This window comes from Alteromonas abrolhosensis (assembly GCF_001953635.1).
Lineage (GTDB): Bacteria > Pseudomonadota > Gammaproteobacteria > Enterobacterales > Alteromonadaceae > Alteromonas > Alteromonas abrolhosensis.
Map to the genome: position 1 here is coordinate 230,569 of NZ_MEJH01000004.1, position 18,782 is coordinate 249,350.

16 protein-coding genes are annotated in these 18,782 nt (G+C 44.8%); 6 read left to right on the top strand and 10 right to left on the bottom strand.

All coding sequences use genetic code 11. The features are described 5' to 3' along the window. Positions 1-8: 8 nt before the first annotated feature. From BGK61_RS08445 to BGK61_RS08465, 5 genes are all read right to left on the bottom strand, one after another. Complete coding sequence (locus tag BGK61_RS08445) at positions 9-1,157, bottom strand: efflux RND transporter periplasmic adaptor subunit (protein WP_014997859.1); 1,149 nt, start codon at positions 1,155-1,157, stop codon at positions 9-11. A gap of 129 nt (positions 1,158-1,286) precedes the next feature. Then, positions 1,287-2,402, bottom strand: coding sequence for a GGDEF domain-containing protein (locus BGK61_RS08450; protein WP_076011371.1), 1,116 nt, complete (start codon positions 2,400-2,402; stop codon positions 1,287-1,289). Between the two features lie 8 nt (positions 2,403-2,410). Further along, positions 2,411-3,013 carry a PqiC family protein gene (locus BGK61_RS08455; protein ID WP_076011370.1) on the bottom strand — a complete coding sequence of 201 codons (603 nt, stop codon included), beginning with the start codon at positions 3,011-3,013 and terminating at the stop codon, positions 2,411-2,413. A gap of 125 nt (positions 3,014-3,138) precedes the next feature. After that, on the bottom strand, positions 3,139-4,791 hold the full coding sequence (gene pqiB / locus BGK61_RS08460; RefSeq protein ID WP_014997862.1) for an intermembrane transport protein PqiB: 1,653 nt from the start codon (positions 4,789-4,791) through the stop codon (positions 3,139-3,141). Then, positions 4,788-5,930, bottom strand: coding sequence for a paraquat-inducible protein A (locus BGK61_RS08465; RefSeq protein WP_108721593.1), 1,143 nt, complete (start codon positions 5,928-5,930; stop codon positions 4,788-4,790). Before BGK61_RS08465 ends, pqiB begins: the two co-directional genes overlap by 4 nt. Before the next feature lie 164 nt (positions 5,931-6,094). Between BGK61_RS08465 and BGK61_RS08470 the strand changes: the two genes are divergently transcribed. Further along, positions 6,095-7,114, top strand: a complete 1,020-nt coding sequence (locus BGK61_RS08470; RefSeq protein ID WP_076011368.1) for a hypothetical protein — start codon at positions 6,095-6,097, stop codon at positions 7,112-7,114. Positions 7,115-7,205: 91 nt separating this feature from the next. On the opposite strand, the gene asnS is transcribed toward BGK61_RS08470, so the two are convergent. Beyond that, a complete protein-coding gene (gene asnS / locus BGK61_RS08475; protein ID WP_014997865.1) occupies positions 7,206-8,603 on the bottom strand; it encodes an asparagine--tRNA ligase in 1,398 nt (465 codons plus the stop codon). Positions 8,604-8,928: 325 nt separating this feature from the next. Between asnS and BGK61_RS08480 the strand changes: the two genes are divergently transcribed. After that, a complete protein-coding gene (locus tag BGK61_RS08480; RefSeq protein WP_076011367.1) occupies positions 8,929-9,417 on the top strand; it encodes a hypothetical protein in 489 nt (162 codons plus the stop codon). Between the two features lie 177 nt (positions 9,418-9,594). Here the strand turns inward: BGK61_RS08480 and BGK61_RS08485 are convergent, their stop codons facing one another. Continuing rightward, positions 9,595-10,563: a calcium/sodium antiporter gene (locus BGK61_RS08485; protein ID WP_014997867.1), complete on the bottom strand. Its 969-nt coding sequence runs from the start codon at positions 10,561-10,563 to the stop codon at positions 9,595-9,597. 252 nt (positions 10,564-10,815) lie between these two features. Here BGK61_RS08485 and BGK61_RS08490 point away from each other — a divergent pair, with 252 nt between their 5' ends. Both BGK61_RS08490 and BGK61_RS08495 read left to right on the top strand, forming a co-directional pair. Continuing rightward, positions 10,816-12,303, top strand: coding sequence for a RimK family protein (locus BGK61_RS08490; RefSeq protein WP_076011366.1), 1,488 nt, complete (start codon positions 10,816-10,818; stop codon positions 12,301-12,303). After that, positions 12,300-13,574, top strand: a complete 1,275-nt coding sequence (locus BGK61_RS08495) for a GNAT family N-acetyltransferase/peptidase C39 family protein (protein ID WP_076011365.1) — start codon at positions 12,300-12,302, stop codon at positions 13,572-13,574. The genes BGK61_RS08490 and BGK61_RS08495 overlap by 4 nt, the downstream gene beginning before the upstream one ends. A gap of 45 nt (positions 13,575-13,619) precedes the next feature. Here the strand turns inward: BGK61_RS08495 and BGK61_RS08500 are convergent, their stop codons facing one another. From BGK61_RS08500 to bioA, 3 genes are all read right to left on the bottom strand, one after another. Continuing rightward, positions 13,620-13,901: a hypothetical protein gene (locus tag BGK61_RS08500; RefSeq protein ID WP_199820709.1), complete on the bottom strand. Its 282-nt coding sequence runs from the start codon at positions 13,899-13,901 to the stop codon at positions 13,620-13,622. Positions 13,902-14,252: 351 nt separating this feature from the next. Further along, a complete protein-coding gene (locus tag BGK61_RS08505) occupies positions 14,253-14,774 on the bottom strand; it encodes a DUF2937 family protein (RefSeq protein WP_014997871.1) in 522 nt (173 codons plus the stop codon). 156 nt (positions 14,775-14,930) lie between these two features. After that, positions 14,931-16,196, bottom strand: a complete 1,266-nt coding sequence (gene bioA / locus BGK61_RS08510; protein ID WP_076026048.1) for an adenosylmethionine--8-amino-7-oxononanoate transaminase — start codon at positions 16,194-16,196, stop codon at positions 14,931-14,933. 98 nt (positions 16,197-16,294) lie between these two features. Between bioA and bioB the strand changes: the two genes are divergently transcribed. Both bioB and BGK61_RS08520 read left to right on the top strand, forming a co-directional pair. Next, the gene (gene bioB / locus BGK61_RS08515) at positions 16,295-17,419 is read left to right on the top strand and encodes a biotin synthase BioB (protein ID WP_014997873.1); all 1,125 of its coding nucleotides are present in this window, start codon (positions 16,295-16,297) and stop codon (positions 17,417-17,419) included. Continuing rightward, positions 17,419-18,780: an aminotransferase class I/II-fold pyridoxal phosphate-dependent enzyme gene (locus BGK61_RS08520; protein WP_076026049.1), complete on the top strand. Its 1,362-nt coding sequence runs from the start codon at positions 17,419-17,421 to the stop codon at positions 18,778-18,780. The genes bioB and BGK61_RS08520 overlap by 1 nt, the downstream gene beginning before the upstream one ends. Positions 18,781-18,782 lie beyond the last annotated feature (2 nt).

Here is an 18,782-nt window from a genome sequence, read left to right on the forward strand (position 1 = left end):
ACAGCTCCTTAGTTTGCTTTTGCTGTCACGATTTCGGTCGTTGTTTCAATAACCTTAACGGGCATACCGTTTTGAGGATATTCAGGTAGACTCATCACCACTTTTTTCGCATTGAAATCGCCCTGAATAAGAAAGTCGCCATTCTCTTCGCGCACAACCTTAACTTTTTGAGATTTAAGCCTGTCTTCGTCATCAAGCGTCCATAGCAAACGGTTAGTAACTAATTCCTGAGGAACGCGATAAACGTCACTTAAGGTTTTCCCTTCAAATGAAATAGTGCTGTATGAACCAAATTTCACAATGGGCTTTGATGAGTTGATGGCATAGGGATCTTCAATGCGCGCTACGAAATAACTCATACGTGTTGTGCTGTCTACCACACCAGTATCTCTGTGGATGGTCCCTTTGACCGAGGCGCCTTGCACATCATCTACTTCGATGGCAATTTCACTACCAATGGTGTTATCTGCCAGGAATAGGCGGTCAAAGCCTGCAACAGGGAAGGTTACTTCAGCGTACTCAATGTTGTTAATTACCGCGACAGGTGAGCCTTGAGTGACATAGTCACCTGTGCTGATATCTCTTGATACAATCAGTGCGTCGTATGGCGCTTTTACCTTACAGTTCTCTAAATCACGCTTGGCGATTTTAAGCTGTGCTTCAGCGGACTTTACACCAGCTTGCGCACTCATCACTTGAGGTTTGCGAAGGTAAAGGTCAGTCACCCGTGCATTAGGCATTGTTTTCGCTTCTTTAGCTGCTACATCGGCCTGTGCTTGTTCTTGAATAAGTTGTGCTTGGGCACTTGCAAGATTAGCTTCGGCTAACAATAACGCCGCCTCGTAAGCGTCAGACTCAATTTCAAAAAGAGTTTCGCCACGTCTGACCAAACCGCCGCTGACAAATTTAGGGTTCCAGCGTTCAACTTCCCCCGATACTTGCGCTGCAAGATTCGTAGTTTCAAGGGGAGTTATCTCACCGTAGGAAGTAAGTTGAACGCGAACATCTTCTGGGGAGAGTGCTTCAATAGTCACCGTTGGGCGAGTATCAACTTCTTCTTTGATAGTATTGTCGGAGGCAGAGGCTTCGATTCCTTTCATACCTATGTAGCCTACTAATAAAACACCAATAGGTAATGCAACTTTCATCCATTTCATGGCTAAATCTACTTTTATAGCGAATACTGTTTATAGTGTAGCGCTAAAGTGTTTCAGGAATACAGCGCAAATGTAACTAAACATGAGTCAATTTTGTGTAAAGCCGTTTACGTAAACTGATTGGTACGACTAATTTGATGAGTGAGGTGTAGAGCTCAGGGATGAAAAATCACACACGCGGTCTCTACCATTGTCTTTAGCATAGTAAAGCGCTTGGTCTGCGCGACGTACGGCGCAGGAAATATCGATGGCGGGGGTTACTTCGCTTACGCCAAAGCTGCTAGTGACGTGAATTTCTTTGCCATTGATATTAAGTGGGGCCTTGTTTAAGCACTCTCGGATATTTTCTAATGCATTTACCGCACCCGCCTCATCAGTATCGGTAAAGATAAACATAAATTCTTCTCCACCCCACCGCGCGAGAATGTCTTGCCCGCGAAGTCGCGAACTGAAGACCTTGGATATCTGGCGAAGTACTTCGTCACCTTGTTCATGACCCAAGGTGTCGTTGATACTTTTAAAGCGGTCGATATCAGCAATGGCTACCGAAAAAGTACGCTTGCCTCTTAGCATTCTTGCATATTCACGGTCTAGGCACTGTTGCGCACCACGTCGGTTTAATAACTGGGTTAGGTGATCGTGTTTTGCCTGGCGTTCAAACTGTTCACTTAAATAAAGCGCGGTGTCGTAACTTTTTTGTCTACTGTACTCATAAAACGCCGACAGAAATGAAACGGTTAAAAATGAATAGAGTAAGCGCGTTTTAAAAGCGTAGGTGTAGCTTGCAATAAACGATGGGGCGTCGATGCCAAACAGAACTATGGCACACACTAGGGTATAAGCGATGAGCGCGATGAGCCCCCGCACAAAACCAGCGAAAAACATGGTGACAGGTGGTACCAGGTATATCCAAAGCGGGCCGGTATTGTCTTTACCTCCGGTAATAAGCAATAAAAGAGTTAGCACCATTAAGCAGATGATAAGCAGCGTGATAGACCACGTGCGTGCTTTGGCTGACGCAAATCGCACTTGAAGTCGTTGTGAAATGGCAAATACCACGCTAGCTGTGTAGAGCGTAGAAGAGAGGGAATATTCTCCGTCAATAAACGCCCGAGTGCCGAGCAAAAACGTAATAGACATGCCTACTGCCGCAAATAGGTTTACCACCATAATGCGCCTGTTGGTTTCGTCCTTATAATGGCGACTCACACCGCTAAATACGTATTGCTTAAGAGAACCGAACATCGCTAAGCCTAAGGTTTAAGCGTTTTGCTAATGTCTTTAGCGAGTTGATGGATAGTGTTTCTCATTGCTTTTATGCTTGAAGAAAAGCCGTCATCTTCAAGGGGAGTTTTAAATACGAATGGGTATGTCAGGCTTTTGCCACCGACGCGAGTAACTACGTATTGTCCAGACAGAATTACTTCCCCTTCGTAGGTACTAACAAAGTCATTAATGTGCAAAGCCATGTGAATTGCCTCTTCACTAGCATAGTGGTCGGGGCGAAGAAGTGACACATTTTGAGAAGTTAATGCACTGGTCAATGCTTTGGTTAGTCCTTCGTCTACCGGTTCGGCCCATAAATGACTGGTTGAAATGTGAAGATTTGTATCGCTGGTCTGATACACGAGACCGCGATGTTTTAAATATTCAGGAAGCGTGATTTTGTCTAGCACTACAGATGTTGTCTCTTGTGCCGCGTACGGGGTGTCACCTGTGGTATGCAGTAGATAGTATGTCAGTGAGCGAGGTGCACTACTGCACGCCGATAACAAACACGCACTAAGTGCGAATACGCCGATAAACAGTACTTTCGCTGTCGATAGGGAAGGGAAGACGTTAAACTGTTTTATCATTCTATTTATTCCTTTCATCCTTGTTTAGGGATGTCTCACTACGCCATATTATTAACATTTAAGTGCGCTCACTCTCTACGCTACTTTCGATGAAAAAATGCATAGTTTTTATTAGTTTCTTCAATTCAATTTTTAGCTCTAGGCTGAATGTCGGCCTCGCTATCCTTAGAAAATATCAAACTGTTTGGCGATTGATTTAGCTTTAGCAGTAAGGGTTGAATATTACGCATGGTTTCCTGTAACGCATCAACCGTTTCCTTTATCTCAGATTTATTAAAGCCACCTTCGCTATAATTTTTCAACAAGCCATCAAGGCTAACAAGAACTTGATTCAGGTTGCTATTAAGTGCTTTTGCATCGATATCGGCGATAAGTAGGTCAAAGTCACTGCTAGCGGTTTCCACTGACTCTGCGGCTAAGCGCATGTCTTCAACAGCTAGCTGCACATTCTCGACCATTTCCTTAAGCGGTAGCTGGTTGATTTTATCTAAAATGGCATCGGCTTTTTGTGTTAACTGCGTAAACTCGTTACTCACAGTAGGAATGACTTCATAACCGTTAATTACTTCTATTTGACTGGTGTAGTCTGCATCGGGTACATGCTGTAAATCAACGTACAAGCCACCGGTTAAAACATTGCCCATGCGTAACGACGCCCGAAGATCTCTCTCAAGCCAGTTTCTAATCGTTTGCTTTATCGCGTTTAGGCCTTCTTTGGTATCTGGCTGTCTTGCCTTGCCGGGATAAATATTAATAAGTACGGGGATAGGATAGCCACGCTCTAGAATACTCCCTTCAACAGCAGGGAAAGAGTTAATTGCCGTTACATTGCCAATTTCAATTCCACGGTATTCTACAGGGGCGCCAACGGTCAGGCCTCTAACGCTCTCATCAATGAGTAACAGATATTCTGCTGCCACCTTGTAGCGAGCATCTGACGCTGATGTGCTGTCGCCATAAATAGTAAAGAAAGCGTTATCGAGCACTTGCTCGCCCTTAGGTACGCCATCGGGAATTCCAAAGGTAATACCGTTTGCCAACAATGTTTCCAAGCTTCCCGTTTCGACGCTTACTCCATTAGATTCAAGTAATAACTTAACGCCACTGACATCCCAAAAGCGTGTCGTGTTAGTTATGAGCTTGTGGTAGGGCGCTTCGATAAATGCATCGTAATACACAACGCGCTCTTCAATATTAAATGTGGCGTCTTCAAATTCACCAACCTTGAAGCCCTTGTAGATAATAGGGTCGCCAGGTTTATAGGCAAACTCATCATCGCTTTTAAGCATAACGTGCAGTCCAGGTGTGCCGGGAGGGGTGACAGGCGGACGTTCTAGTGCTTTGAAATGTAGTTGTTCTTTACCTTTGTCATGGGCCGACATAGCAATATAACTGCCAGATAAAAGCGTGTTGAGCCCTGATACTTCGGAAAAACTTATTCGGGGAGCGACGACCCAGAACTTTGCATTTTCATTAAGAAGGTGAGCGGCGCTTGCGTCAATTCTGGCGGTGACAAGGACGCCATCTAAATCAGGCTTGAGCGTTATTTTCTTTACTTGTCCAATATCCAAGTCACGCACTTTTATAGGAGTTTTGTTTACTTCGATACCGGTAGCCGAGTGTAACTCTATCGTTATTAGAGGGCCCTGATTTTTCCACTGGTAATAAACCATCCAGCCACCGATAACAATAACAAGGATGGGAATAATCCAAATACGAGAAATGGATGAGGTCGGCTTGACCTTTGCTTCGTTAATGTTCGGATCGTCTGTGGTCATGGTAATTGCTTCCACTGCTGCCAAATTAGCCTCGAGTCAAACGTCATCGCGGCTATCATCGTTACAAATACAACGGCACAAAAGGCAAGTGCCGCTTGGCCCGGATAAATAGACATGGTGTTCCCCATCTGAATAAGGGACACCAGCACTGCTACAACAAAAACGTCTATCATCGACCAGCGCCCAATCGCTTCGGTGATACGGTAGTAACGTATACGTAATTGTTTTGAAGTGGTTTTCTCTCGCTGTACGGAAAAATTCAGCCAAGCAAGAATGACAATTTTCGCTACAGGCACCACCACGCTGGCAATAAGAATAATGATCGCGACAGGGTACGAGCCAGACTCCCATAGCGAAATAACACCACCAATGATGGTATTCGGTGTTTCTTGCCCGAAAAATTCAGTATACATAATTGGTAATACATTCGCAGGAATATATAAGATACAGGCGGTTACCAACAGTGCCCACGTGCGTTGAATACTTTCTTTCGCCTGCGCTTCGCCAAGCGGCTTAGGTTGTGGAGGCTGCCCTTGAGATAACCACATAGCGTAGCGTGTAGGGTCGAATTGGGATATACATAGTGCGGTGAACGCTGAAAAACCAATAAAAGCGTAGAAGGATAACCCGATAGAAACATCGGCCAGTTCGGTAATTTTAATCAAGCTCACTAAGGTACCGACAAGAAAGATTTCAGCCATGCTCCATGGTAAGAGCGCTTTTACTAGCTTGAACAACCTGGGCAAGTAAAAGGGGCGGCGGTTTTGCAACTGAGCTAATGACAACAGTAACATCCCTGCTAATACCATTCCGGGCAGTAATAGCGTCGCTAAAGTGGTTATTATGGCTAATGATAAATAGTCGTTTTCGATGAGTACTGTAATGCCGGTGGGCAAATCTATACTGTGTTTTTGGCCGCTCGCTTTAAATGTTAGAAAATTAAAGGGCAAAGAGAGCAGTAAAAAAATAATAGCACTGAAGGTATAAGCGAGTAAGTTTTCGCTCGCGCCATTTCGATGGGATATTAGCGTGTGGTTACATACTGGGCACACGGCCCGTTGCCTGTGTGCTAGGGCGGGAATGTGTACCTTAGTATGGCATTGCTCACAAACTATAGATAACGTATTAGATTCAGCCATAAGGTTTTGCACGCTACTTCTTGTATGTTCGTTGTATGATAGTTAGCAGCCTAAATGTATAACCCGTTGATTTTTAGAACCAACAGCATAGCTTATTGCGGTCACGTCGGGAAGTAAAGCCAGTCGTATTTAGAAGTATAACAACAATAATTGACGATTAAATAATGGAAACAACAAACTACATTCGCAACGTTTATGAAAAAGTAAAGAAGCAAGGAAGCCGTTTATTTTTGAAAAGGCGAATTGGCTTTTTACGGTTTTGGGTGAGTATCACCTTCGCCCAGCGGTGTTATTTTCTGGCAACCAGCATGCTTCTTATACAGCTGCTCTTGAATATAGAAAGTGGTTTGTTCGAAGCTATCATGTTTGGTTTTGCGCTTGTTGGTATTGTTAGTGAAACCTGGCCTAAGTTCATGGTGCTTTGGAATAGCTTGCCCGGGAAAGCGGTTATCTTGTTCGTTTACGCCATTATCGCTAACTTTGCGCTAGCTTCTGCCAGTGGCATGGTGAATAGCATAACCGGTGTGTCTGCGAGCGCGTTACCTTATAGCCATAATTTCGCACTAATTCTAATGGTGCCTAGCTGGTTTTTCGTTACCACGTTAATGGCGCTAGTCGGCGGCATGCTGGTAATTTTTGTTTATTTGTTTTTCTTATTACTGCTTAAGCCTTTTGGTGTTCAAAGGTTGTGGCACCAACCCGGATATCGTTTTGTGTTATCCACTGCCGTAGCGAGGTTTGTTTGGACGCTGGGGGTTGCCCTGCAACTTGGCATTTTAGCAGGGCAAGTTGGGTTACTTTCTGAATTCAGTAGCGATAGTGCTAACCCGTTAATAACGATAGAAGAAACTGAAAATAAGCGTGAGAACAGTGAATCGCAACTTACAGAGGAACAAGCTGAAGATGTTTCTGAACTAGAAAGAGATTTAACTAAACTTTTAACTAACGCCAAACAAAAGAGCGTTGATTACAAAAAAGCGCAGCGTCAGGCACTGGCAAATTTTATCTATGAATTTGAAGCAGACTCGCGATCTCGTTGTGCTCATCCAGAAGGAACCCGCGTTATAGAGCTTAATGATTACGAAATTCTGCAGATTGAAAAGACAGCGGACGCAGCGGAAGGCTTTGTATACAAGGTTGAGCCCTGTCGTTCAGCTGCCATTGGTCTTTCCATAAACCCGTAAGGTTTTGTCGAGTTAGATTAAGCGTAAAAGACAAAAGAAAAAGCCCGCCTACAGATGTCTGCAGGCGGGCTTTTCAATGAAGTTGGCAAGTTTAGAAGCTAGCGTTGCCTGGTGTACGTGGGAATGGGATCACGTCACGTACGTTTTGCATGCCGGTTACGTATGCTACAAGACGCTCGAAACCAAGACCGAAACCTGAGTGAGGTACGGTGCCGTAGCGGCGAAGGTCGCGGTACCACGCGTAGTCTTCTTTCGATAGACCCATTTCGTCAAGGCGTGCATCGAATACGTCTAGGCGTTCTTCACGCTGTGAACCACCGATGATTTCACCGATTCCTGGCGCAAGTACGTCCATAGCTGCAACTGTTTTACCGTCATCGTTAATGCGCATGTAGAACGCCTTAATGTCTTTCGGGTAGTTTTGCATAATAATTGGCGCACCGACGTGCTCTTCAGCAAGGTAGCGCTCATGCTCAGAAGATAAATCGATACCCCATTCAACAGGGAACTCGAATTCTTTGCCGCAGTTTTGCAGAATTTCGATAGCGTCTGTGTAGTCCATGCGAACAAAGTCAGAGCTTACTAACTTTTCTAAACGCTCAATGGCGTCTTTCTTAATACGCTGAGCAAAGAACGCCATGTCATCAGGCAGCTCTTCAAGCACGGCCTTACACACATATTTCAGCATGTCTTCCGCTAGTTGCGCTACGTCTTTCAATTCAGCAAACGCCACTTCAGGCTCAATCATCCAAAACTCGGCGAGGTGACGAGACGTGTTTGAGTTCTCTGCACGGAACGTAGGTCCAAAGGTGTATACCTTAGACATAGCTGTACAATATGTTTCAACGTTAAGCTGACCTGATACCGTTAGGTAGGTTTCCTTGCCGAAGAAATCTTCTGAGTAGTCAACATTGCCTTTGTCGTCGCGTGGAAGGTTCATCATATCAAGCGTTGATACGCGGAACATTTCACCTGCACCTTCTGTATCGCTAGCCGTTAGAATTGGCGTAGAGATCCAGAAGTAACCTTTCTCATGGAAAAAGCGGTGAATGGCCTGCGACAAACAGTTGCGAACGCGGGTTACCGCGCCGATAACGTTAGTGCGAGGGCGTAGGTGCGCATATTCGCGAAGGTACTCAATGCTGTGGCGTTTAGCTGCCATTGGGTATGTATCAGGGTTTTCTACCCAACCTAAAATTTCAACATCAGTTGCGTCAATTTCAACGGCTTGGCCTTGGCCCTGAGACTCTTTCACTGTACCGGTAACCGATAATGAGCAGCCTGCTGTTAAGCGCTGAATGTCGGCATAATTTGACAGAGAATTTAGCGCAATAACTTGTACAGGATCGAAGCAACTACCGTCGTGTAGTGCAATAAATGATAACCCCGCTTTAGAGTCGCGGCGTGTTCTTACCCAACCCTTTACGGTTACCGATTCGCCAACGGCGTACTTACCTTTAAGTACGTCAACTACGGGCGCATGCGTCATGTTAATTTCTCCGTCTTACTAATTTTATGTTGTTGCTTACTATTGAGTCATTTTCAACAACACAGTGCATTAAACTGTGAATGAAAAAATGCACTAAAATTTGCTTTATGGTCAATGTTTTTGGATTGCCATGCCGATAACTAACTAGAATCTATAATCGCTTTTTGCTTTTCAAAAAAGGCTTTTCGCAATTCGCTTAGCGCCAATGTTAGCAAAATACAGATCGAAACATGACTTGGTGATGTAAAAATAACCAATGAAATACAATCCAATAGCACGCTAGTATACCCAACAAAAAGCGGGATGCCAGAAAACAGAGTGACAAATGGGAAATAAAAATGATTCAAGCACGCCAGTGCCACAGCAAGCCCCAGAATCAAGTGCTACGCAAAGTGACACAAGGCGTTCTAGCGATACTGAAAATGAGAGAAGTTCTATGACTTACGAGCAACTTGCCGAGCGACGTTCAACGCCTCGTTCTAAAACGCCATTTTACAAGGTCATGCTTGCACTAAATATCGTTGGCTGGGTAGGGATGGTCGTCGTATTAGTGCTATTTCACTATGCGCGCCCAGATTTTATCAGCGGCGTACAGCAATACTGGGGAATAAAAGGCGATACCAGCTGGTCTGAAAGTCATTTGTCAGCTATGACCATTATGCTGCAGGTATGTTTGGTAGTGAGTTTAGTTAGCATCATTATGCGAGCCAGGAGAAACCGTCGTCAAAGCGATAGCTTTGGCATAAACCTGTTTATTCTATTTGCGATTGCGGCAATAAGCTTAATTACGTTGGCCACCACACTGGGGCTGTAGATTGTCAAAGCTATTTGCATTTGGAGTTCGAAGACCAAAGGTAAAACAAACAACTCATTGAGCGTAGCGCTTTCGGAAGAACAGCATTTATGTCACTTGACGGTTTAACCTAGGTATTCCCATCAAGTGATCAATATGCAAATCATATTTTGCTTACTATTGGCTTTCGGGAATAATTTAAATGAAAGCCGCTTGGATAAGCCAGTACGTATAAGCCGCGTAGGCCAGCACAAATGCACCACCTTCCAGACGATTTAAACGCCCTTGACGCTTAATGCCAATACAAAATATGAACAGTGCAATGGTGGAGGCGAACATTACCATCACATCGCGATAAAAGAACTCAGCGCCCACAGTCATCGGCTGAATAGTGCCTGCAATGCCTACCACTGCAAGTGTGTTAAACATGTTGGAGCCAATTACATTACCTATTGCTAAGTCATGTTCGCCTTTCTTCACCGCCATTAGCGAGGAAGCCAGCTCTGGCAACGAAGTACCTATTGCAATAACGGTAAGGCCTATAATGGTATCGCTAACGCCAAAGAAAGTGGCGACTTCTACTGCGCCCCACACCAGCATGCGCGAACTGGCTACAAGCAACAACAGACCTGTAATTAGCCACATAACGTGAGTTTTTACCGTACCTTCATTGCTGTTGATTTCTTCATCATATTCGTCGGCAAGGGCGTCTTTGTCGCCTTTCATACCGTGATAGATACTCCAAGATAATAAAAGTACGAATAACCCTAATAAAGAAAATGCATCGTCTTTAGAGATACTTAAGTCCCAAACCTGCCAAACGGCAAAGAAAGTAATACCCAGTAGAACGGGAAGTTCTTTCTTAATGATTTCGGATTTAACTGCAATTGGACTAATTATCGCAGTTAGACCAAGAATTAATAGGATGTTGGCAATGTTAGAACCGTACGCATTACCCAGCGCAATTCCTGAATTGCCCTGAATGGCGGCAAATACAGATACAATGATTTCAGGCGCCGACGTACCAAACCCGATAATAAGCATACCGATAAGCAGTGGCGATACACCGAAATGGTTCGCGACCGATGCAGCCCCGCCGACAAATTTCCCTGCACTCCAAAGTAAAATCGGCAATCCGATTAAAATAGCCAAGCTGGCCAGTAACATACGTACTCCTTAAACCTTTCGTATCTTGTGCGCTTACCTCAATGTATAGGCAAACTTAATAAACAAAAGTAGTTTCAATTTTTTCAAATGCACATTAGTTTTTGTTGTCATAACGATGAAAAAAAGCCGTACTGATAATGCTATGCAAATGATGAGTAAAGCGTAAACTCAGCGCTACTTTAATCGTGTTTGTAAATTGACCAAACACGGCAATAATTTTAACTAACAACACACTATTTAGAAGCGAATTACATGCACAATACACTGATTGTTACTGATGATGTTACTCCTTTTTGTAACACAGCTTTAACCGTGCTGACTTTTCAAGATTATCTTGCTGAGTTCCCAAAACTGAATGAACCTAAAACACGCGTTATCAATATTTGCGATACCACGCGTTATTTAAGTGAGGGCTACTATTGTTCACTTTTGGCTCAGGCACGTAATCACTCTGTATTGCCGTCGGTAAACACCATTAACGATTTACGCATGGCGGAAGAAAAAAGTATCGATCGCATCGTATTCTCTTTGTCGGTATCGCAAGACAATACGGAAATTACTGATGAACCTATATTAGTACTTTTTGGCGAAGTGAAAGATCAGCGCTTTAAACGTTTGGCGCGCCAAGCGTTTGAAAAATATCCGTACCCTGTTTTGGTGTTAAGCCCAACGGTTACCGATACTAAAGTGTCACCTAAAGCTTCAGGAAAAGTGCAAATTGAAGGCTTTGCAAGCGTACAGGCAAAAGCATTTAAAGACTTAAACGCCAAACAACAAGCGCGTTTCATTGAGCAATTAGAAGCGCACACAAAAATACAATGGAAAGCCGGTAAAACGAGCAAACGTACACGTTGGGATATGGCTATCTTGGTTAATCCAGAAGAGAGCACACCTCCTAGTGATGAACGCGCCATTAAAAACTTTGTGAAAGCAGCTGAAAAAGTGGGCTTTCGTGCTGATGTGGTGAGCCGCCTGTCGCAAGAAGAATTGGGACACTATGATGCATTGTTCATTCGTGAAACGACAGCAATTGACCATCATACCTATCGACTAGCACGCGCCGCTGAGCGAGAAGGCATTGTGGTAATGGACGATACGCAGTCAATATTGCGCTGTTGTAATAAGGTGTACTTGCAGGATGCGTTTGCCTATCAGAAAGTGCCTGCGCCAAAAGCGACCTTTGTATCGAGCGCTACCGATGAAGTATGCGATAAGTTAATTGCTGACTTCGGTTTGCCGCTGGTATTAAAGCTGCCTGAAAGCTCGTTTTCGCGCGGTGTGCACAAAGCTGAAAATAAAGAAGCGCTGAAAACGCGTTTAGAACAGATGTTGGCTGAATCAGCGCTTGTTCTTGTTCAGGAATATATTTTTACTGAGTTCGACTGGCGAATTGGTGTTTTAGGTGGCAAACCTATCTATGCTTGTCAGTACTTTATGGTGCGCAACCATTGGCAGATATACAACCATCAGGGAGATCGATTCTCTTCGGGTGGATTTGCCACAATGCCAACGTTTGAAGTACCTAAACCGGTATTACAAGCCGCTATCAAGGCCGCTAAAGCAGTGGGTGACGGCTTGTATGGTGTAGATATCAAGCAAACCGGCAATGCGGTTTATGTTATTGAAGTAAACGACAACCCAAGCATCGACTCGGGCGTCGAAGATAAATATTTAGGCAAAGAACTGTATGAATTAATTATGCAGGAATTTGCTGACAGGTTGGAGCAGAGAGGGCGATGATTACATCGGCTGAGCGAGTAACTGAAGTGAATAGTGCAAGTCCACTGAAAAGCGTAAATAGCGTACATGACCTAACAGAGGGCGCGTCGATTGGTGAACCGACAAAAGATGTCGTTGCGCCTTCCGCGCAGTCAAATGTAGTGCTGCGTGTGGCGACATTACAAGATCTTGCTTCGCTGCAGCATATCGAGCAAACCTGTTTTACCACCGATAGGCTAAGTAAAAGCCGGTTTAAATTTTACATAGATGCACAGCATGCAGAGCTTATTGTAGCCGAACGTGAGCCTTCGAGTGAGAATGCGAAGCACGACAAGAACAAGCAAGGTGTGAACAGCATCGTAGGCTATGGGTTGTTGCTGCTTCGTCGTGGAACGCAGCTTACTAGACTGTACTCTATTGCGGTATTGCCAGAAGCACGTGGGCTTGGCGTTGCTGAAAAGCTAATTAACAGCTTGGGGGAGCGGGCGCTTTTGCGGGGAAAGCGATTTATGCGCCTGGAAGTGGCAGTAGGTAATGCTGGCGCCATTGCTCTGTATAAAAAGTTAGGTTTTAGTCAGTTCGGTATGTATACCGATTACTACGACGATCACACTGATGCTCTGCGTATGCAAAAAGTATTGGTGCCCAGTAAGTCGGTTAAACCAGAAATTTATCCGTGGTACCAGCAAACGACAGATTTTACCTGTGGTCCATCGGCTCTGATGATGGCAATGTGTGCGTTAAACAATCGCTATGAAATGACACAGGAAAAAGAACTGTCGTTGTGGCGTACTGCTACCACGATATTCATGATGTCAGGTCACGGTGGTTGTCATCCGGTGGGGTTAGCGCTTGCTGCGGTAAACGAAGGTTATGCAGCAAAAGTAGTGATTAATCGAGACGTTCCGCTCTTTGTTGACGGTGTAAGGGATGCCCACAAGAAAGAGATTGTCGAAAATGTTGAACAACAATTTATGGCAGAAGCACGCAAAAAAGGCATTTCTGTCGAAATCTCTGATTGGCGAGTGGATGTTATTGACCAAACCCTCAAAGCCGGCGGTGCGGTTCTATGCCTAATCAGTACGTACGCTTTTGATAAGAAAAAGGTACCGCACTGGGTAGCAATTACAAGCTGCGATTCTCACTGCTATTATCTGCACGATCCTGATGCAAGTGAGGGGCAGCCTGTTGAGTATCAGCACATTCCGGTTGCCCGCGAAGACTTTCTACGACTTGCCAGCTATGGCACGCGTAAAGTAAGAACATTAGTACTCCTTAAAAAGAAAAAGTAACACAAATTTTTGCTTAGGCCTTAGGCACGAAGAATGCTTGAGGCCTTAATGACGGACTTGTGTAACGTTAACCTTTTTATTTAGTGTTTTAAGCTGCTTCACCAGTTGAGAAAGCTCTTTTACCGAACCTTTATATTCGATGTGCTTATTCATTTCCTGGCCTTTCACAGCACTTCTACAAAGCGCCTCACTTTCAAAACACGCTGTTTGCTCATCTAACGTATTCCACTCCGCTTTTAGGTCGCTTGGAATACAGTGGCGTTTTGCAATAATTTTGTCTTTTATTTGCAACACTTTCCCGATTAATAATTGTGCATCTGTTGGCATATTAATATCTCCTGTATAACTCTTTGTGTTTAAGTCGCTGTTTATCAAACGTTTATCTTTCAGTCTTGATAGTTGTTTCTTAAAGCCAGCAATCCTTCAACACAACTCTCACAATTAGTGTTGCATCAAGAATGCCAACTCTCATGAAGCAACTTCCTTATGCTCGCAAAAGGGGAATTTGATGTTAAAGACGCTGCTAGAGCGAGGAACTATAGGGGCGGTTTAGGCGAGTGCCCGCTCATCGAAATGCGAGAGAGTTACGCGCTAGAGCAGGCACAGTTTCATATTTCTACAGGGGGACTTTGATAGGGGAGCCTTACAGGAGCTACCAAGTCAGGCGCTTTGTGGGCACTACCTATAAGAGTAACGCTTCGGCCTGTCTTTTAATTTCTTAACCTGACAGTAGCAGAAATGCGGTGTCCAAATTAACAGGTTAAGTAATATAGCGGTAACTAAACTAAATACTATTGAGGAAGGTGTTAGCGGCACAGACGGACTGAAATTATCGAGCACGCGTTTAAGCGTTTCATATTGAGAAGGCGATGCCATAAACACGAGCTTTTCAAAATAATGGCCGTGTTCTAGCTTTCTCATACCTTGTTCTAATGTAGTAATCTGTGCAAAGCGAGCAGCTTTCATGGACGCGTTTTCGCGCACAACCGGTTCGCTGTTTTTCTGTAAGCTATCAAGCATGGCTTCAACAGAAGAGAAGCCATGCTGTTTTGCCAATACTGAAGAACTAGAAACTTCATCACGTAAGGCATCGTAATAACCATTAAGGTATTGGCGATAGTGATCCGCCAAAATGGGGACTTGTAGTGTAATGATAAACAAAACTGCAAATACAACTTTATCTAAAACACGTACTATCATTTAAAACTCGCTATAAAGACTCACTATTAAGTACCCGTTTAATATTCGATATATGCACGTTGCATAAAGAGGTTTTCACTCTCAATAAACAGGCGATTCGATGTTAAATCTCTTGTATGGACAAAAAGTAAGTAAATAGCCTAACAACCTCTCTTGTTATTTCAAGGCTGTGTAAATGGCGTGGGTCAATCTACTTAATTGCTCGGAAGATATGATGTACGGAGGCATAATGTATACCAACTTCCCAAATGGACGTATCCACACGCCTTGTTTCACAAAATGGCGTTGAATTTCGGCTACGTTGACTGGATTTGCCGTCTCGACTACCCCTATAGCACCTAACACTCTTACGTCGGTAACTCGCGGTAAGTCTGCACATTTTGCCAATTCGCTTTGTAATTGTTTCTCAATGGCAGGAACTTGTTGCTGCCAATGGTTTTGGTTGATGAGCGATAGACTAGCATTGGCCACCGCACAAGCTAACGGGTTTCCCATGTAGGTTGGACCGTGCATAAAAACGCCCGGCTCACCTTGGCAAACTCCTAATGCCACATCTTCGGTACACAAGGTCGCGGCAAGGGTCATATAACCACCGGTAATCGCTTTACCCAAACACATAATGTCAGGCGAAATGCCTACATGCTCGCAAGCAAAGAGTTTGCCTGTACGGCCAAAGCCAGTAGCAATTTCATCGCAAATTAGAAGTACGTCGTAGGTATCGCAAAGTTGGCGGCAGCGCTTTAAGTATTCGGGGTGATAAATACGCATGCCTCCCGCACCTTGAACAATGGGTTCTAAGATGAGGGCAGCCATGGTGTGGTGATGTTTTTCAAAAATCTCTTCAAGCGGAAGAATGTCATCTTCGCTAAACGTTTGCCCAAAGCGAGTTTGAGGAGCGGGCGCAAAAATCTGCTTGCTCAGTACACCCTCAAATAAACTATGCATACCGTTAATGGGATCGCACACGCTCATTGCAGCGAACGTGTCGCCGTGGTAGCCATTGCGCGGCGCGACAATGCGCGACTTCTCTGTGCGCCCTTGGCATGCCCAATACTGAATCGCCATCTTTATCGCAACTTCAACAGACACTGAGCCAGAGTCTGCTAAAAATACACGCTCTAAACCTGCCGGCACCATGTTAAGTAACGATTTACACAAATCTACCGCCGGCTGGTGGGTAATACCGCCAAACATAACGTGAGAGAATGCATCAATTTGCTTGTGCGCAGCATCGTTGAGTACAGGATGGTTGTAGCCGTGAATTGCAGCCCACCAGCTAGACATGCCGTCTACTAATACTTCACCGGTGGCCAAGGTAAGCTCAGCGCCTTTTGCACCAACTACTTCATAGCAGGGAAGGGGATTAACCGCCGAGGTATAGGGGTGCCAAATGTGTTGTTTATCAAATTCTATATTGTTCACAAATTAACCATTGGTAAAGTTTTGAAATTGGTCAGAGTTGACAACTTGATATTGGGGCATAGACTAAGCCAGCAATAATAATTAGTAAAGGACAGTCAATGACGCTGGCTAGTGCGCATTCTGCGCAAACGACAACTATTCGAAACGATTGGACCAAAGCCGAAGTCGAAGCTTTGTTTGCCATGCCATTTAACGACTTACTGTTTAATGCCCAAGTGGTGCATAGACAGCATTTTAATCCGAATGAAGTGCAGGTTAGCACGCTTTTGTCGATTAAAACCGGTGCATGTCCTGAAGACTGCAAGTACTGTCCACAAAGTGCCCGTTATGATACGGGCCTAGAAAAAGAGCGCCTGCTAGAAATTGAAAAGGTTATCCAGCGTGCGAAAGAGGCAAAGCAAGTAGGCTCAACCCGTTTTTGTATGGGAGCTGCTTGGCGAAACCCACGCGACAGAGACATGCCTTACATTTTGAAAATGGTTGAAGAGGTGAAAAGCTTAGGCTTAGAAACCTGCATGACGCTGGGTATGTTAACCCGCGATCAAGCTGTGGCATTAAAGCAAGCGGGCCTTGATTATTATAATCACAACCTTGATACCTCTCCGGAATACTACGGCGATATTATCACGACCCGTACTTACCAAGACCGATTGAATACCTTAGAGAACGTGCGTGCTGCAGGCATGAACGTTTGCTCTGGGGGGATTGTGGGCATGGGAGAAACGGTGAGCGATCGGGCTAGTATGTTAGTGCAATTAGCTAACCTTCCTGAGCAGCCTCAAAGTGTGCCTATTAACATGTTGGTTAAAGTAAAAGGTACGCCACTCGATAGCGTAGAAGACCTGGACTATTTTGAGTTTATCCGCACTATTGCCGTGGCTCGTATCATGATGCCCAAGTCACATGTGCGCTTGTCGGCAGGCCGCGAAGCGATGAACGAACAAATGCAGGCGCTTTGTTTTATGGCAGGCGCGAATTCTATTTTCTATGGCTGCAAGCTGTTAACTACGTCAAACCCAGATACCCATGAAGATGTTATGCTGTTCAAAAAGCTTGGTATTAATACTGAGCGTACAAGGGATTACTCAGACGAAGCACATCAACAAGTGTTGGAAGAAGAAATTGCCCAGCAACAAGAACAAGCCGACGACAGTAACGACTTGTTTATTGATGCAACCAAGCCTAAGGTAGCGCCAAAGAAACAGCATTTAACGGAGGCGTAATGGCCTTTCACTGGTTAGACGATTCGCTGAGCGCGCGTGCCGAGCAAGGCTTGCTGCGCCAGCGCCACTGCCAACAATACGAAAAAGACAACATTATTTGTATTAACGGTGAGCACTATCTTAACTTTTCAAGCAATGACTACCTAGGCATGCGCCAGCATGAGGGTGTGTTGCAAAGTTGGGTTGAGGGGTTAGCGCAATTTGGTGGTGGCAGTGGTGCATCGCCATTGGTAACAGGGCACACACAGGCTCATTTGGCTCTAGAAGCCTACATTGCAGATGGTTTAAACCGAGAAGCTGCGCTGTTATTTAACTCTGGCTTTGCGGCCAATCAGGCACTGTGCATGGCACTTTTTCCTCACATGTCTCACCCGAATAAAAGCGCGAGAGCAGGGCACATAATTGCTGATAAGCTCATGCACGCTTCGTTTTTAGAGGGGGCGCAATGTGTATCTGATAGCGCCAAGCTTCGCCGTTTCAAGCATAACGATCTAAGTCATTTAGAGAGCATGCTGTCGAGCGTTTGTCAAAGCCAGGTGCCCGATGCGGTTGGTAATTCTGATGCAAACCAGCAAGACATTCTGATTGCCAGTGAAGGTGTGTTTAGTATGGACGGTGACGTAGCGCCTTGCGAAGGTATCGCTGAACTGGCCGCTAAATATAATGCATGGTTCATGTTAGACGATGCACACGGTATGGGTGTATTGGGTGAAAACGGCTTCGGCACAGCAGAAGCACTAAACTTAAGCCAGCAACAAGCGCCTATTGTTATGGGAACATTTGGCAAAGCAGTGGGCACGGCCGGCGCCTTTATTGCGGGAAGCCAAACCCTAATTGATTATCTGGTGAATTTTTCTAAACACTACGTGTATTCCACTGCCATGCCACCAGCACAAGCGGTCGCGACGTTGTACTCTCTTACACATATCGGCAGTGATACTGCCCGCCGCGAAACTCTGCATAACAATATCGCCTATTTCAGAGACTCGTTTCAAAAACGTTTTGGACAGACACTCAATTCAAGCGAGAAAGGCGACGCATCAATTGAAATCACCTTGGGGCAATCACAAAGCGCGATTCAGCCTATTATCGTTGGTAGCCCAGAACGTGCAATTGCACTAAGTGAGGGGCTAAAACAGCGCGGCATTTGGGCAACGGCTATCAGGCAGCCTACTGTACCGAAAAACCAAGATAGGCTGCGCATAACGCTTACGTCAAATCATACATCACAAGATATTGACGTATTGCTTGATGCGCTAGAGCTTTCACTTAATAAGTCGGCGTTAAGTGAGACTTCAGTAGAAAAAGAATCAGACAGCGCTGTGAATGCTCCTGACTCTGTAAGTAAAAAAGAGATGTAACG

Coding starts and splice junctions, on each gene's coding strand:
- BGK61_RS08445 (WP_014997859.1), bottom strand. CDS start 1,157: ATGAAATGGATGAAAGTTGCATTACCTATTGGTGTTTTATTAGTAGGC.
- BGK61_RS08450 (WP_076011371.1), bottom strand. CDS start 2,402: ATGTTCGGTTCTCTTAAGCAATACGTATTTAGCGGTGTGAGTCGCCAT.
- BGK61_RS08455 (WP_076011370.1), bottom strand. CDS start 3,013: ATGATAAAACAGTTTAACGTCTTCCCTTCCCTATCGACAGCGAAAGTA.
- pqiB (WP_014997862.1), bottom strand. CDS start 4,791: ATGACCACAGACGATCCGAACATTAACGAAGCAAAGGTCAAGCCGACC.
- BGK61_RS08465 (WP_108721593.1), bottom strand. CDS start 5,930: ATGGCTGAATCTAATACGTTATCTATAGTTTGTGAGCAATGCCATACT.
- BGK61_RS08470 (WP_076011368.1), top strand. CDS start 6,095: ATGGAAACAACAAACTACATTCGCAACGTTTATGAAAAAGTAAAGAAG.
- asnS (WP_014997865.1), bottom strand. CDS start 8,603: ATGACGCATGCGCCCGTAGTTGACGTACTTAAAGGTAAGTACGCCGTT.
- BGK61_RS08480 (WP_076011367.1), top strand. CDS start 8,929: ATGGGAAATAAAAATGATTCAAGCACGCCAGTGCCACAGCAAGCCCCA.
- BGK61_RS08485 (WP_014997867.1), bottom strand. CDS start 10,563: ATGTTACTGGCCAGCTTGGCTATTTTAATCGGATTGCCGATTTTACTT.
- BGK61_RS08490 (WP_076011366.1), top strand. CDS start 10,816: ATGCACAATACACTGATTGTTACTGATGATGTTACTCCTTTTTGTAAC.
- BGK61_RS08495 (WP_076011365.1), top strand. CDS start 12,300: ATGATTACATCGGCTGAGCGAGTAACTGAAGTGAATAGTGCAAGTCCA.
- BGK61_RS08500 (WP_199820709.1), bottom strand. CDS start 13,901: ATGCCAACAGATGCACAATTATTAATCGGGAAAGTGTTGCAAATAAAA.
- BGK61_RS08505 (WP_014997871.1), bottom strand. CDS start 14,774: ATGATAGTACGTGTTTTAGATAAAGTTGTATTTGCAGTTTTGTTTATC.
- bioB (WP_014997873.1), top strand. CDS start 16,295: ATGACGCTGGCTAGTGCGCATTCTGCGCAAACGACAACTATTCGAAAC.
- BGK61_RS08520 (WP_076026049.1), top strand. CDS start 17,419: ATGGCCTTTCACTGGTTAGACGATTCGCTGAGCGCGCGTGCCGAGCAA.